The sequence below is a fragment of the Fructobacillus tropaeoli genome (assembly GCF_016860625.1).
GTDB classification, from domain to species: Bacteria; Bacillota; Bacilli; order Lactobacillales; family Lactobacillaceae; genus Fructobacillus; species Fructobacillus tropaeoli.
This window is the reverse complement of sequence record NZ_BOJU01000002.1, coordinates 321,846-336,587: the sequence shown is the minus strand read 5'-3', so window position 1 is coordinate 336,587 and position 14,742 is coordinate 321,846. Positions and strand designations below refer to the sequence as shown.

General features: G+C 45.7%; 15 protein-coding genes. 13 read left to right on the top strand and 2 right to left on the bottom strand.

Annotated features, from left to right (window positions below; genetic code table 11):
- Positions 1–47: 47 nt before the first annotated feature.
- From priA to rpmB, 10 genes are all read left to right on the top strand, one after another.
- On the top strand, positions 48–2,471 hold the full coding sequence (gene priA, locus FT12353_RS03590) for a primosomal protein N' (protein WP_059393243.1): 2,424 nt from the start codon (positions 48–50) through the stop codon (positions 2,469–2,471).
- 149 nt (positions 2,472–2,620) lie between these two features.
- Complete coding sequence (gene fmt / locus FT12353_RS03585) at positions 2,621–3,592, top strand: methionyl-tRNA formyltransferase (protein WP_059393242.1); 972 nt, start codon at positions 2,621–2,623, stop codon at positions 3,590–3,592.
- Positions 3,585–4,931, top strand: a complete 1,347-nt coding sequence (gene rsmB, locus FT12353_RS03580) for a 16S rRNA (cytosine(967)-C(5))-methyltransferase RsmB (protein ID WP_059393241.1) — start codon at positions 3,585–3,587, stop codon at positions 4,929–4,931. The genes fmt and rsmB overlap by 8 nt, the downstream gene beginning before the upstream one ends.
- Before the next feature lie 5 nt (positions 4,932–4,936).
- Positions 4,937–5,797, top strand: a complete 861-nt coding sequence (locus FT12353_RS03575) for a PP2C family protein-serine/threonine phosphatase (RefSeq protein WP_059393240.1) — start codon at positions 4,937–4,939, stop codon at positions 5,795–5,797.
- A complete protein-coding gene (gene pknB / locus FT12353_RS03570) occupies positions 5,797–7,665 on the top strand; it encodes a Stk1 family PASTA domain-containing Ser/Thr kinase (RefSeq protein ID WP_203618476.1) in 1,869 nt (622 codons plus the stop codon). Before FT12353_RS03575 ends, pknB begins: the two co-directional genes overlap by 1 nt.
- A 158-nt stretch (positions 7,666–7,823) precedes the next feature.
- Positions 7,824–8,729 carry a ribosome small subunit-dependent GTPase A gene (rsgA, locus tag FT12353_RS03565; protein WP_059393238.1) on the top strand — a complete coding sequence of 302 codons (906 nt, stop codon included), beginning with the start codon at positions 7,824–7,826 and terminating at the stop codon, positions 8,727–8,729.
- 65 nt (positions 8,730–8,794) lie between these two features.
- Complete coding sequence (rpe, locus tag FT12353_RS03560) at positions 8,795–9,451, top strand: ribulose-phosphate 3-epimerase (protein WP_168778522.1); 657 nt, start codon at positions 8,795–8,797, stop codon at positions 9,449–9,451.
- 83 nt (positions 9,452–9,534) lie between these two features.
- Positions 9,535–10,209, top strand: a complete 675-nt coding sequence (locus FT12353_RS03555; RefSeq protein ID WP_059393236.1) for a thiamine diphosphokinase — start codon at positions 9,535–9,537, stop codon at positions 10,207–10,209.
- Positions 10,210–10,527 (top strand): thioredoxin, encoded by a 318-nt coding sequence (trxA, locus tag FT12353_RS03550; RefSeq protein ID WP_047974340.1) that lies wholly within the window; start codon positions 10,210–10,212, stop codon positions 10,525–10,527. It abuts the gene before it with no gap.
- Positions 10,528–10,905: 378 nt separating this feature from the next.
- Positions 10,906–11,106, top strand: coding sequence for a 50S ribosomal protein L28 (gene rpmB, locus FT12353_RS03545; RefSeq protein WP_047974341.1), 201 nt, complete (start codon positions 10,906–10,908; stop codon positions 11,104–11,106).
- Here the strand turns inward: rpmB and FT12353_RS08580 are convergent.
- On the bottom strand, positions 11,089–11,211 hold the full coding sequence (locus FT12353_RS08580) for a hypothetical protein (protein ID WP_275403534.1): 123 nt from the start codon (positions 11,209–11,211) through the stop codon (positions 11,089–11,091). The two genes, rpmB and FT12353_RS08580, sit on opposite strands and share 18 nt — an antisense overlap.
- Positions 11,212–11,313: 102 nt before the next feature.
- On the opposite strand from FT12353_RS08580, the gene FT12353_RS03540 reads away from it, so the two are divergent.
- Together FT12353_RS03540 and fakA are read left to right on the top strand one after the other, a co-directional pair.
- Positions 11,314–11,673, top strand: a complete 360-nt coding sequence (locus FT12353_RS03540; protein WP_047974342.1) for an Asp23/Gls24 family envelope stress response protein — start codon at positions 11,314–11,316, stop codon at positions 11,671–11,673.
- Between the two features lie 7 nt (positions 11,674–11,680).
- Complete coding sequence (gene fakA, locus FT12353_RS03535; RefSeq protein WP_203618474.1) at positions 11,681–13,387, top strand: DAK2 domain-containing protein; 1,707 nt, start codon at positions 11,681–11,683, stop codon at positions 13,385–13,387.
- 61 nt (positions 13,388–13,448) lie between these two features.
- On the opposite strand, the gene FT12353_RS03530 is transcribed toward fakA, so the two are convergent.
- On the bottom strand, positions 13,449–13,700 hold the full coding sequence (locus tag FT12353_RS03530) for a DUF4044 domain-containing protein (RefSeq protein ID WP_059393234.1): 252 nt from the start codon (positions 13,698–13,700) through the stop codon (positions 13,449–13,451).
- A 588-nt stretch (positions 13,701–14,288) separates the two neighbouring features.
- Here FT12353_RS03530 and mraZ point away from each other — a divergent pair.
- Positions 14,289–14,720, top strand: coding sequence for a division/cell wall cluster transcriptional repressor MraZ (gene mraZ, locus FT12353_RS03525; protein WP_059393232.1), 432 nt, complete (start codon positions 14,289–14,291; stop codon positions 14,718–14,720).
- Positions 14,721–14,742 lie beyond the last annotated feature (22 nt).

The following is a 14,742-nucleotide window of genomic DNA, read 5'->3' as shown; positions in this document are numbered from 1 at the left end:
TTGCAAGTAAGCTATTGAAAACATAACAAAGAAGGAGGTGACCTGCGGTGACACTTACGTACGCACAGGTGGTGGTGGATGTTCCCACCCAACAAACGAATCGGCCGTATACTTATTTGATTCCAGATGAAATTCAAGATGAAGTGCAACCCGGTGTCCGCGTTTTGGTCGCCTTTGGTCACCGCTCGGTTTTGGGTTATGTGTTAAAAATCGGTGTCGAATTGCCAGCTGATTTAGCCGTTGACCAGGTCAAGGATATTTTGACGGTCTTAGATGACCATCCGGTTCTCAGCCAGGAAATGTTGGACTTGTCCGAGGAATTGGCGCAGACTAATTTTTCATTTCAGGTCTCTTTTTTGGCTTTGATGCTGCCAACCGCTTTAAAGGCATCCTACAAGAAGCGTTTGCGAGCACAAGCTGACTTGTTGCCCGCTGACCGCGTGGCCTACTTAGACGGTCAGGAGGAGCGCTTAGTTAAAACCAAGGACTTTTCGGCGAAGGAGTGGCGGCATGTCCGCCAGTTAGCTGCGGCAGGACAATTGTCGATTGAAACGGTGATTGAAAATAAGGGTCGAATTAAAACGGAACTGGCCTATCAGGTCACTAGTGACCAGGACCTATTGGGCCAAGCGGAAGAAACCTTGCGCAAATCAGCGAAAAGCCAGGCAGCTTTGTTGGCCTTTTGCCAGGAACACCCTGGTGAAACCTTTACGAAGCGCGATTGGTTGGCCCAACTTGATGTTGCCGCGGCAACGTTAACGACTGGTGTTAAAAACGGTTGGCTAGTTAAGCGCCAGGTTGAGCAAAAGCGGCGTCCCGGAGCAATGGCTTCTGGCAAAGTTGAAGCAGTTAAGGTTCTAAACGAAGACCAGCAGAAGGCTTATGATGCCGTGACTGCAGCCATAACGGCCAACGAAAAGACGACCTTTTTGCTTGAAGGGATTACTGGATCTGGGAAGACCGAGGTTTACCTCCAGGCAGCGCAAAAAGCGATTGACCAGGGAGAGCAAGTCCTCTTTTTAGTTCCTGAAATTGCGCTGACACCACAGATGCAAAAGCGGGTGGCAGACCGTTTTGGGGATGCAACTGCAGTCCTGCATTCTGGTTTATCAGCCGGAGAGCGCTATGATGAATGGCGTCGAATTCAATCCGGTCAGGTTAAGGTGGTGGTTGGTGCCCGGTCAGCGGTCTTTGCCCCGCTAGCTAAGCTGGGCTTGATTATCGTTGATGAGGAACACGAAACTTCCTATAGCCAAAGTGAAAATCCACATTATTCTGCCCGCGACGTGGCGTTATGGCGGGGCGCCTATCATCAGGCACCCGTTGTTTTGGGCTCGGCAACTCCTTCACTGGAAAGTCGGGCCCGGGCACAAAAGGGCGTTTATCAATTGCTGACGCTAACGAAACGGGCAGCGGCAGCGGCCACGTTGCCACCGGTGGAGATTGTTGATATGCGACAGACGGTCGTCTTAAAGGGGGACACTAATTTTTCAACCGAGCTCTTGGAAAAGTTGAAAGATCATTTGGCCCGTGGGGAACAAGCCGTTTTGCTACTGAACCGCCGTGGATTTTCTTCCTTTGTGATGTGTCGGGACTGTGGCTATGTACCAAAAGATCCCAATTGTAACTTGGCCATGACCCTGCACATGGATACGAAAACCCTGAAGTGCCATTACTGCGATTTTCAGGCACCAATCCCACGTGTTTGTCCAAGCTGTGGATCAAAGCGGATTCGCTACTACGGGACTGGGACTGAAAAGGTCCAAGAAGAATTGAGCCGTGTTCTACCAGAATATCCGGTGATCCGCTTGGACCAGGATACGACTAAGAAGAAGGGCGCCATGGCGCAAGCCCTGGCTGATTTTGGAGCTAAAAAAGCACAAATCTTGTTGGGAACGCAAATGGTTGCCAAGGGTTTGGACTTTGAGGATGTTACCCTAGTTGGCGTTCTAAATGCTGATACGGGCCTGGGCTTGCCTGATTTTCGTGCCAGTGAAAAAACCTTTGAACTGCTTACTCAGGTTGCCGGGCGTGCTGGCCGAGGTGACCGTGCGGGGGAAGTAGTGATTCAAACCTTTAATCCGAAGCACTACGCCCTGACATTTGCCCAGCACCATGATTACGAGGGTTTTTACCGGCAAGAAATGGCCATCCGCCATGCTGGTGAATTTCCGCCTTACTACTACACGATCCAGATTCAGAGTTCGCATCCTGATGAGAATCTGGTGGCCGTCCAGAGTGCCAAAATTGGCCTTTGGCTGCGAAAAAAATTGCCAAAGGATGTTTTGATGCTTGGACCATCGCCTCAAGCTATCGCTAAGCTAAAGGGTCGGTATTATTTCCAGATTTTGCTCAAACTAAAGAAACCCCATGAGGCCGATGCATTACTGCGTGACTTGGTTGACCGGTCACAAAAGGCTGAGGCTGGTTTCCAACTTTCGGTGAAACGTGACCCAGTTACCTTTATGTAAGGATGCATACGGCCTTGGCAGAAGCGTTTTGGTGTCACTTGGATGGTGATTAATTGGTGCTATCTTGGCGTCAATGAGTCTTTTGATTGAATTTGTTATAATGAATGAAAGCGCCGACTTTCTAATCGGCAGAACTAGTGAGGAAGTTAATGACCAATCGCGTTGTCTTTATGGGAACACCCCAATTTGCTGTTCCAATTTTAGAGGCCTTAGTGGCCGATCCCCAATATGATGTTTTGGCTGTGGTAACACAGCCGGACCGACCACAGGGTCGCAAGCAAAAGTTGACACCAAGTCCGGTAAAAGAGGCCGCCTTAGCCCATGATTTACCGGTCTTACAGCCGGAAAAAATCAGTGGCTCAGCCGAAATGGCTGAATTAATTGACCTGGCCCCTGATTTTATAGTGACGGCTGCTTTTGGGCAATTCTTGCCGGAAAAGTTGTTACAGTCAGCCAAGGTAGCGGCGGTGAATGCCCATGCTTCTTTGCTACCAAAGTATCGAGGTGGTGCGCCAGTTCATTACGCGATTATGAACGGTGACCAAGAAACGGGCGTGTCATTGATGTACATGGTCAAGAAGATGGACGCCGGTGATGTGATCGATGTGGTTAAGGTGCCGATTGAGGCAACTGACAACGTTGGGACCATGTTTGATAAGTTGAGCGCTGTCGCAGCACCATTGGTTCTTGCTAATTTGCCAAAATTAGCAGCCGGAATAGCACAAGTAGAGCCCCAAGACCCCGACCTAGTCAGCTTTTCACCAAATATCAGCCGGGACCAGCAGAACTTAGACTTTGCCAAAGAGACTGCTGAACAGTTAAATTGGCATATTCGTGGCTTGTACCCAACCCATCCGGCCCATGCCGTGGTTGGTGGCGAACGCTTCAAGCTCGTGGAAACGACACCGTTGGCTGAAAAAACAGAAGCAAAGCCGGGCGTGATTACAAAAAAGGATAAGAAGCACCTGGTGATTGCGGCCGCTGATGGGACGCAGTTAGCAATTCAAAGTTTGCAGCCGGCCGGCAAAAGCGTCATGGCCGTTGCCGCCTATTTGAATGGCGCCGGTCAAAAGTATACAGTGGGCGACCAGTGGGTCACCATCGAGGAAGTTAATGCCTAATCAAGTAAAAAACAGTCAAAATCCGCGTTTGCTAGCAGTTACTACGTTAGCTAAAATTAAAAACGGTGCATACTCTAACCTGCAATTGAACCAGGTGATTAAGAGCCACCAACTGAAAGCAGTTGATAAGGGGCTCCTAACAACCCTCGTGTATGGGACGATTCAGTATCGTCTATTGCTGGAATACTGGTTGGCCCCCTTTGTAAAAGGGAAAAAATTAGAACCCTGGGTTAAGGAATTGCTCTTGACGGCATTGTTCCAGTGGCATAAACTAGACAAAATTCCCAAGCATGCGATTTTTAACGAAACGATTGAAGTGGCTAAAACCCTCGGAAACGCGGGGACAGCTAAATTTGTGACGGCAATTCTTCATAATATGGACCGCACAGGTCTTCGTGATGAGAGTAAAATTGCAGACCCAATCGAACGTTTATCGATTTCGTATTCGTTACCCGTTTGGCTGGTAAAGGCCTTATTGGACCAAGTTGGCGAAGATAAGACCAAGAGGATTTTAGCCTCTTTGAATGAAGCACCGGCCCAGGCTGTTCGAGTTAATACGGCTAAGACAACGGTTGCTGATGCGAAGGCGAGTTTGATAGCCGAAGGACTGTCCGTTCGCGACTCCGCCGTGGCTGCCGATGCCTTGGTGGTTACCGGTGGTCACGTGGCTTCTTCCAAGGCCTTTGTTGATGGCTTGATTACGATTCAAGATGAATCCGCCATGTTGCCGGTTGAGGCGTTAGACATTGATGAGTCCGTTCACTCTGTTTTGGATGCCGCAGCCGCTCCCGGTGGCAAGACAACTCAGATTGCCCAGTATTTATCGGGGGATGCCACGGTTCTGGCTTTAGACATCCACGAGCATAAGGTTAAGTTGATTAAGGCCAATGCCAAGCGTCTTGGCTTAGCTGACCGAGTTGAAGCAAAAGCTCTGGATGCTCGGCAGGTACCGGAAAAGCTTGACCAAGACTTTGACCGAATTTTGGTCGATGCGCCTTGTTCTGGCTTAGGGCTTTTGCGTCGTAAACCAGAAATTCGCTATGAAAAGTCGCTTGAGGATGTTTTGCACCTCGCTGACTTACAGCTTTCGATTTTAAATGCGACCGCGAAGCGCTTAGCACCTGGTGGCCGTTTGGTTTATAGTACTTGTACGATTTTAAATCAGGAAAACGATGGCGTGATTGAACGCTTTTTAGCTGAAAATCCTGATTTTACCTTGTTGAAGACACCAACCGATAAGAAGTTGAAGGATGACCGAGTAGAGGATGTGTTGAAAATCTACCCGGATGACTACGAGACGGACGGCTTTTTCGTAGCCACCCTTCAAAGGAAGGATTAGATACGATGGCAATTGCTTATATCAGCGAAAAAGGCCCTACACGGGTCGATAATCAAGACGCAGTGGGCGCCTTTTATAATCAATCGGGCGAAGCTTTAGTGATTGTCGCTGATGGCGTTGCCTCTAATCCAGGCTCTAAGCAGGCCAGTCAAATTGTGGTGGAAACACTTGGTTCTGCTTGGCAAAAAAAGAATATGACCGATCCAGAAAGCGTGAAGGACTGGCTAGTGCATCAGGCTGCTTTGGCCAACCGCGCGATTTTGTTAGCTGGACAAAAAAATCCGCGGGTTAACAATATGGCGACAACAGTGGTTTTGGCTGCTTGCTTGCCAGGGAAAATCTTAGTCGCAAACGCTGGTGATTCCAGAGCCTATTTGTTGCGGGGAAAAAGTGCTGAATTGTTGACCTTTGACCATACCCTGCGTAATGAAATCAAGCGTGATAGTGGTCAAATTTATGATGAAAACCTACCTGAGGCCAATTCTTTGACCCGCTATTTGGGGGTTAATCAAAAAGTTGACCTTGAGTGGACGACTTTTGTCCCTAAAAAAGACGATTGGCTCTATTTGACCTCCGATGGGTTGGCCAAGGTTCTTTCAATTGAGGACCAGGTCAAGCTGCTCCAACCAGGACGCCACCGTCCGGGAAATGAGCCACCATTGGGTTCTGTCTTAGATTTGACCGAACGAATCCGGGCCCTGATGAAGGCAGCCAATGCGCGCCAGGCACCGGACAATATTACAGCATTGCTGGTGACTGATTTAATGAATCCAAACCAGCAAATGGCGGCTAAGGCCTTTGCCGACGTTCGTCAGATACCAGATAATAACCAAGAAATGCCGCAACGAACAGGGAGGCAAAATTAATGGAACAAGGAACGATGATTGATCACCGCTACCGAGTAGTGCGCCCTCTGGGTGGTGGCGGCATGGCCAATGTCTACCAAGCTTTTGATACTTATTTGAACCGTGATGTCACGTTGAAGATGATTCGATTGGATATCAAGGACCAACCGGATGCCGTTGAACGCTTTCAACGTGAGGCAAAATCAGCAACTGCTTTAATCAATGACCATATTGTGCAGGTTTATGATGCCGGTGAATTTGATGGCTCCTCATATTTAGTGATGGAATATGTCGATGGGATGGATTTGAAGGATTATACCCAGGCGCATTTTCCAATCCCTTATCACGAAGTAGTTGATATCATGGAACAGATCCTGGATGCGGTGGCTGCTGCCCATCGTGCCGGTATTATTCATCGTGATTTGAAACCACAAAATATCTTGATTGATAAACAAGGGCAAGTGAAGATTACCGATTTTGGGATTGCGACGGCCAAAAAATCGCAGTCGTTGACTCAGGTACACACGGTGATTGGCTCTATTCACTACCTGGCACCGGAGCTACCAATCGGTCAGCATGCCTCTGCCCAGTCCGATATTTATGCACTGGGTGTTATTTTGTACGAACTTTTGACGAACCGAGTGCCTTATCAAGGTGATACGCCCGAACAAGTGGCTTATAAGCATGGAAACATGCCAATGCCTTTTGTGCGCGATTTTGACAGTCAGGTTCCCCAGCCATTAGAAAATGTTATTTTGCGGGCAACGGCTAAAAATCCAGCAGATCGTTATTTTTCAGCTGAAGATATGGCCGATGATCTCAAGACCTCGTTGTCCAAAAGACGATCTCAAGAAAAACGTTATGTACCGGAGACCTCTGATGAGACACGTTTAGTCGATACAGATTTATCCGACCGACCTTACGTAGCTGACCCCGATACTTTAAAGGATCCTGAAGAAGGAAAATCAGTTACTGAGCAAATTATTGATTACGCTAAGCAGGGGATGTCAGTTAAAGAAATTGCCACGAAAGTTGATCGGACGCCGAAGTTTGTTCGTCAGGTTTTGTCAAAAAATGGCGTTAAGTACAAGTCGGCCAAAAAGTGGGTCGTTTCCTTAGTAATGTTACTCTTGTTATTGGCTGGGATTGGCGGTGCGAGCTATTTTGAAAGTAACTACGTTACCATGCCAGATGTTACTAATATGTCCTTAAACCAAGCTGAAAGTAAGCTTTCTAATGCTGGATTGACGGTTTCCAGTCCAACTTATGCGTCGTCTAAGACGGTGGCTAATGGTCAAGTGATTAAGACGAAACCTGGGTCGGGTGCCTACCTAAAGAAGGGAACTTCCGTTTCTTTGGTGGTTTCCTCTGGTGGGAATAAGGTCAGCTTAGCGGATTATAGTGGTTGGAGCTATGGCGAGGCAGCTGCACAGTTAAGTGGTCAGGGCTTCACCGTTAAGCGAAAAAGCCAAGCTAGTTCTGATGTTCCTAGTGGGGAAGTCATCTCGCAATCGGTTGCGGCCTTTACCTCTGTTGATCCTAGTTCAACGACAATTACCTTAACGGTTTCAACTGGTCCAAGTAAGGTACAAGTGCCAAACTTGGTTGGTAAGAACCAAAGTGATGCGATTAGTTGGGCAAACGCCAATCGAATTCAACTCAGTTTTAACTTTACGAATTCTAACCAACCAAGTGGTCAAGTGATTGCTCAAGATACACCATCTGGGTCGCAAATTACTTCAGATAAGACGGTGACCTTGACGATTTCTTCTGGCCAGGAGAGCAGTTCGAATAGTAACAACAATAGTAATAATTCAAATAATAATGCATCGAGCTCGTCTTCATCTTCATCTTCGAGTTCCGCCTCATCCTCGTCGAATAACCATTAATTTGGATTTTTGATTGATAGTGATGACAAAAAAGCTACTTTTTAGTGGCTTTTTTTGTTTAAAAATCAGACTCATCAAGGATTAGATTTTTTTCTTTTTTGTTAAGATTCGGCTTACGGTGTGCACTGGAATTTTTAAAAATATGCTATACTAAGCGTATGAAAACAGGACGGATTATTCGGTCATTGGCCGGTTACTATGACATTATGATGGATGACGGAGTTGTCGAGCGCACGCGAGCGCGAGGGCAATTTCGGCAAAAAAACCACCGCCCCTTAGTCGGCGATTTTGCTGATTTTGAATCAGAAAATGGCGAGGGTTTTATTTGGGCGTTGCATGATCGGAAAAATGATTTGGTGCGCCCGCCCATTGCCAATGTTGATTTAGCAATTGTGGTGACATCGGTAGTCGAACCAGCTTTTTCTCAAAATTTGTTGGACCGGCAGTTGGTGGCACTTGAGGCCGCGGGTGTGAAACCTGTTCTCTATTTTTCAAAAATGGACTTGCTTGATTCGACTGATCGACAGAATTTTGACGCAACCTTAGCCGAATATCGTGCGATTGGCTACGATGTCATCGTTTCGGACGAAGATGTCGCCACCGCCTTTCAGCCAATTTTGAAAAATCAGGTTGTGGTCGCAATGGGTCAAACAGGAGCCGGCAAGTCAACGTTGCTGAATACTTTGGCACCAGAATTGCAGTTGGAGACGGGTGTCGTTTCAAAGGCGCTTTCGCGTGGGAAGCATACGACCCGACAAGTATCGTTAATCTTAGTACCAGCCTTTGAGGCTTTGATTGCTGATACACCGGGCTTTTCATCCTATGAAGTCTTTGATTTTCCGGTTGAAGAATTAGGAAATTACTTTCCTGAAATCAAAGCAGTCAGCGGTCAGTGCCGTTTTCGGACTTGTTCGCATATCAATGAACCTGGCTGTGCGGTGAAAGAAGGGGTTGCCCTTGGCAGTATTTCACAGGCACGGTATAATAGTTACGAACTGTTTTATCAAATTATTAAAGGGAAACGGCCAGTCTACCAAAAGACGAGCCAAAAATGGCGTCAGTAAGAAGGTCACTTGTCTGTTCGACAATGAATTCGTTCAATGCTGAGCGCTGAGGAAAAGAGGAAAACATGGCAGGAATTATTGCTCCATCAATTTTGAGTGCAGATGTCACAAAGTTAGGCGAAGATGTCGCCTTGGTGGAAAAGGCTGGTGCTAAGTATTTGCACGTCGATTTGATGGACGGGTCATTTGTCCCATCGATGGCTTATGGTCCAGCTTGGGTAAAGCAATTACGGCCACAAACTGATTTGTTCTTGGATGTTCATTTGATGGCTGTCCACCCAGAAAACCATGTTGAAGCATTGGCTGAAGCTGGTGCTGATTTGATTGGTGTCCACGTGGAAGCAACGCCACATATTCACCGTGTTTTGCAAATGATTAAGGCTGCTGGTGTGAAGGCTGAAGTGGTTATTAATCCTGGAACACCGGTATCAGCAATTATTCCTGTGTTAGGCATGGTGGACCAGGTCTTGGTCATGACGGTTAACCCTGGTTTTGGTGGTCAAGCCTTCTTGCCAGAAATGGTTGAAAAGATTAAGGAATTGTCTACCTATAAGCAAGACAATGGCTTGGACTACGATATCGAAGTTGACGGTGGTATCAATGACAAGACCATTGCGTTGACGGCTGCGGCCGGTGCCAACGTCTTCGTTGCTGGTTCATATGTTTACGATAAGAAAGATCCAGCTGCTAAGGTTGCCAAGTTGTTGGATTTAACTAAGTAAAACAATCTCGCTATTAAATAATAATCCAGAATGGGCTAAGCAAATTTTTTGCTTGGCTTTTTTCGAAAAGAAAGGATGAATGGATGCGAATTAATATCTTAGCTGGGGGTCCGACTGAATTTTGGCCTGACGATATTTTTGAGCAAGAAGGACAGTGGTTGGGTGCTGACCGCGGTGCCTGGTACCTGATGCAGGCCGGGATGGACTTTCAAACGGTGGTGGGTGATTTTGACTCTTTGACAAAAGAGGAGTTTGAGAAAGTTATCAGCCATTTGGAAGCCAACCATGTCTATCGTTTTCCACCCGAAAAAGACTTTACTGATACGCAACTAGCCATTAAGGCCGCTGCTAGTCTTGGAGCCGATGAAATCAGGGTTTATGGGGCCACCGGTGGCCGTCTGGATCATCTTTTGGCTAATTTAACTTTTCCAGCAATGGAGGGTTTTACCGAATTGGCACAAGAAATCGATTTGCCAGATTTAGTAGAACGAGTGGCACTGGTCGATAAGCAGAATGTTGTTTCCTATTTGTTGCCCGGGCAAAAGGTGGTGAAGCACATTGATGGCATGAAATATCTCGGTTTTATGCCATTGGGTCTAGTTGATAATTTGAAAATTATCGATGCGAAGTATACCTTGACACAGCCAGAAAGTAAGGCTATAATGTGGTCATCAAATGAATTTATTAATGAATTGGTCCACTTGTCTTTTGACAGTGGAATCATGATTGTTACTCAGAGTAAAGATGGAGGTAAGTAAATGGCTGTAACAGCAATTACTGACGCAAATTTCGAAAAAGAAACCGCTACTGGCGTTGCCATTACGGACTTTTGGGCAACTTGGTGTGGACCTTGCAAGATGCAATCACCTGTTTTAGATGCTTTGTCTGATGAAGATGCTACTAAGAATATCAACTTTTATAAGGTTGATGTTGATGAAAACAAGGAAACGGCTGCCAACTTTGGCATCCGTGCAATTCCAACTTTGGTCGTGACAAAGGATGGTCAGGCTGTAGAACGAATTACTGGTTTCCATAACAAAGAGCAATTAGCTCAAATTTTGCAAAAGTACGCATAATTTCAAATTTAATTGGGGTGTCGGCAGTGATTGTGCTGACACCCCTTTTTTAGTGCTTGCGCTACTAATGAATAAGATGATTGAAAATTAGTCTTGTTGATTGCCAGCGTAAATCAGGTAAAAAGGCAAAGCTGACGATTTGCTTTGCCTTTAGTGCTGGAATTGGTTATACTGGATTAGGAAAAACTTTAGTATAAGTAATTTTCTGGATAAACAGTGGTAAAAGACTCGTATAGAGCGAATTGCCTTTGAATTTGAGGTGGAACCGATGGTTAAATCGATTTCTGCTCTTGCTAAAGGTCTTTTATTCTGGTAAAATATTGTATTGTTGATAAGAAGAGCATGAACAATACCTCGGCTCGGATAGGAGGGTCAGACATGGCAAAAGATGCAATTACTGGTGCACGCACCCGTTTTGGTAATCAACGTTCACACGCCTTGAATTCAAGTCGTCGTAGCTGGAAGCCAAACTTGCAAAAGGTTACTGTTAAGATTAACGGTTCCGCACCTAAGAAAGTTTACTTAACGGCACGTACTTTGAAGGCCGGATTGAAGAACGGCTCAATCGAACGTGTTTAAAAACCACCACTTGACGGTGGTTTTTTTATTATCAGTTGGTGATGATGGCTTGTGGTCATCAAGGAGCTGATTTTGACCATCAATCGATGTCATGGCAAAAGACATGAAAGCCGCTAGTTGGCAAATTAGAACCTTTTCTTAGAACATGGTAAAATAGGATTATCGTAAACAGAAAGGAATGTGGGGCTTTTGTCCCACAACAACGTGATGGCAATTAAGATTCAAACTCAAAATGGCGAGATCAAAATTGAAAACGACGTAATCGCGTCGGTTGTTGGTGGGGCCACAATTGCCAACCCTGGTGTGGTTGGGATGGCTTCACGGGCTGCTTTGCGTGATGGTGTTAACCAAATTTTGAATCGGGAAAATTATGGCCGAGGCGTTGTTGTTTCACAAACGGACGCTGGTGTTATTGTGGATGTTTATATCGTTGTGCGTTACGGCATGAAGTTAGCAGAGATTTCCACATCGGTTCAACGCAAGGTCAAGTATTATTTGGATAGTTATTTGGGAATTCATGTACCCGAAGTTAACGTGATTGTCCAAGGAATTGAAACCAAGGATTAAAAAGAAGATGACTGCAGAAAAAATAATGACTATCACTGCTGCCGATTATGGCAAGATGGTCAATGCCGCCGCGGCCAAGTTGACTGCGAATGCGGAGAACATTAACAAGTTAAACGTTTTCCCTGTTCCTGATGGGGATACGGGGACCAATATGGCCATGTCAATGGCTTCAGGTGCGCAATATGAGCGTGATGCCCAGGAAGAAACGGTTGGGGCCTTAGCGAAGGCGACGGCAAAGGGCCTTTTGATGGGAGCTCGTGGGAACTCTGGTGTGATTTTGTCGCAAATCTTCCGTGGCATGGCTGATTCTTTGGCCGACAAGGATAACCTTTCAGCTCGAGATTTGGCCGATGCCTTGATGATGGCAGCTCAAGTTGCTTATAAATCAGTAATGAAGCCAACAGAAGGAACTATCTTAACGGTGATTCGCGAATCCGCTGCGGCTGCTGATGAAGCGGCTAACGCTGGTGCTGATTTGCTAACGATGATGGATCAAGTAGCTCATGCTGCTCAGGTGGCATTGGATAAGACACCAGACCTTTTGCCTGTTTTGAAAGAAGTTGGTGTGGTCGATTCTGGTGGCCAGGGTCTTGTTTTGGTTTTGTCAGCCTTTGCCGAAGTGATTTCGGGTACGGTTTCAGAAGAAAGCCTGCAAACGCCTGATAACGCGGAACTTGACCAGATGGTTTCAAAGTTGCATGCGGGTGCCCAAGCAAATGAATCATTACGGCCGGAAGACATTAAGTACGGTTACTGTACAGAAGTCATGGTCGAAATTGGTAAGGGGACAACTGTTGAAAAGCCATTTGACTACCAAACCTTTTACGATTACATTGCCGACAAGGGTGATTCGCTCTTGGTTATCAATGACGAAGATGTTGTCAAGGTTCACGTTCACACGGAAGATCCCGGGGCAATCATTCATTGGGGTGGTGAATTTGGTTCATTGGTTAAGGTCAAGGTTGACAACATGCGTGACCAACAGCAGGCCGTCATTGACGAACAAGAAAAAGAAGATCAAAAGAACCAGCAAACGGCACAAGAACAAAAGCCGGCACCTGATGTAGCGGTCTTTGCAGTAGCAGCTGGTGATGGTGTTGCACAACTATTCGATTCTTTGGGTGTTTACCAGGTGATTACTGGTGGCCAAACGATGAACCCCTCAACGGCTGATTTTGTCGAAGCCATTGAGAAGTCACAAGCAAAAGCGGCAATTATTTTGCCAAACAACTCAAATATCTTCTTGGCTGCTGACCAGGCAAAAGACTTGGTTGATGTCCCAGTTGAAGTGGTGAAGTCGCGAACGATTCAACAAGGTCTAACGGCAATGCTGGGTTACAATCCGGCTGCTTCGGTAACGGATAACCAAGAAGCCATGACTGAACAGTTGGCAACAGTTGTTTCTGGTCAGATTACTCATTCGGTTCGTGATACAACTCTGAATGGCCAAACCATTAAAAAGGGTGATTGGCTTGGAATGGTTGATGGCGAAATCGTTGTGGTTGGCCAAAAGTTATTGGAAACAGCCAAGGATACTTTAGCAAAGATGTTAGATGATGATAGTGAAATTGTCACGATCATTACTGGTAAGGATGCTAAGAAGAAAGATATCAAAGCTTTGACGGAAGCGGTTGCTGAGCTTGATGAGGACTTAGAATGTGAAGTTCATGACGGTGGTCAGGACCTTTACCCATTCTTGTTGTCTGTTGAATAAAATTAATCAACATAATAAAAACGCCGACCACAGAAATTGGTCGGCATTTTTTGATTAATTTTTAGTGGCCAATGGCGGCGATGGCGGCGTAGATGACGGAACCGGCCATGACAACAACCATGAAGATTGACATAATCCAAGTCCAAACCTGGAATTTACTCTTCTTTTTCTTTTCAACCTTTGGGATTGGTCGTTTATCTAATTGACGGATGACTTCTTCTTGAAGCTCGGTATCAACGTTTGTATTTTTTTGAACGGGTGTTTGACTTACTTTTTTCTTAGCTTTTTTTCTGGCCATGATTGGTAGCAACATTCTCCTGAGTAATTTAAATTTATCATAACATATGCAGGGGTGAAATTGAAATTCTCAACTGACCTTGGTAAAGTTGACGAAGAGGTGAATGCTTATGACGTGGTTTTATTGGCCTGCCATTTGGTTAGCCATTTTCTTTTTAATTATTTTGTGGCGACTTTTTTATCGCTCTTTTCCAAAAATTGGGGTCCTGGACCTTGCTGTTATTCCGACATTTGTTTTCGCACATTTAACCTGGGGTGCAGCCTTTTATCGGTCTGATTTGTTAGCTGTTTTAGTTGTTTGGCTATTGATTGGGGCAATTTGGAGTTCGATAGCTTTGTGGCATCGCCAACGACTTGCTTTCTTCTGCCATCGTTATTGGCAGGCGACTGGCATTATTGGCATTATTTTGCTACTTGTCTTGTGTGTTCTGGCTGTGATTTTGAAAAGATAGGGGAAATTCCCCACTTAGCTTAAATCCTGATTTTTTAGGGTTTAAGCTTTTTTTATTACTAGCGGTTTAAAAAAATTACAAGAAGAGTGGAGGAATGTGGGGGAATGTGGTAAATTATTGTTAAGTTATCTTTAAGAAAGGAGGGTGTGCCGATGTTCATGGGGGAATCTTCACATAATTTAGATCCCAAGGGCCGGCTCACCATTCCGGTTAAGTTTAGAAATCAATTGGGTGAATCCTTTGTGGTTGTCCGATGGATGGAACATGCTTTACGGGCCATGCCGATGTCGGTTTGGCAAAACTTAGAGGAACAGTTAAATACTTTGCCGCTCGGGAAAAAAGAAGCCCGGGCCTTTAAGCGTTTTGTTTTAGCCGGTGCTAAAGAAGCAGAGTTTGATAAGCAGGGGCGCATCATTGTTGATGGCAACCTGAAGGACTATGCCCAGATTGACAAAGAAGTGGTCGTGACGGGTGCCGGCGATTCCTTTGAAATTTGGTCTAAGGAAAATTGGCAGGCCTATACAGAGGATACTGCTGAAAACTTTGATGAAATTGCTGAGGGATTAGTCGACTTTGATTTTTAAAGTCGTCTATTCAACGCGAATA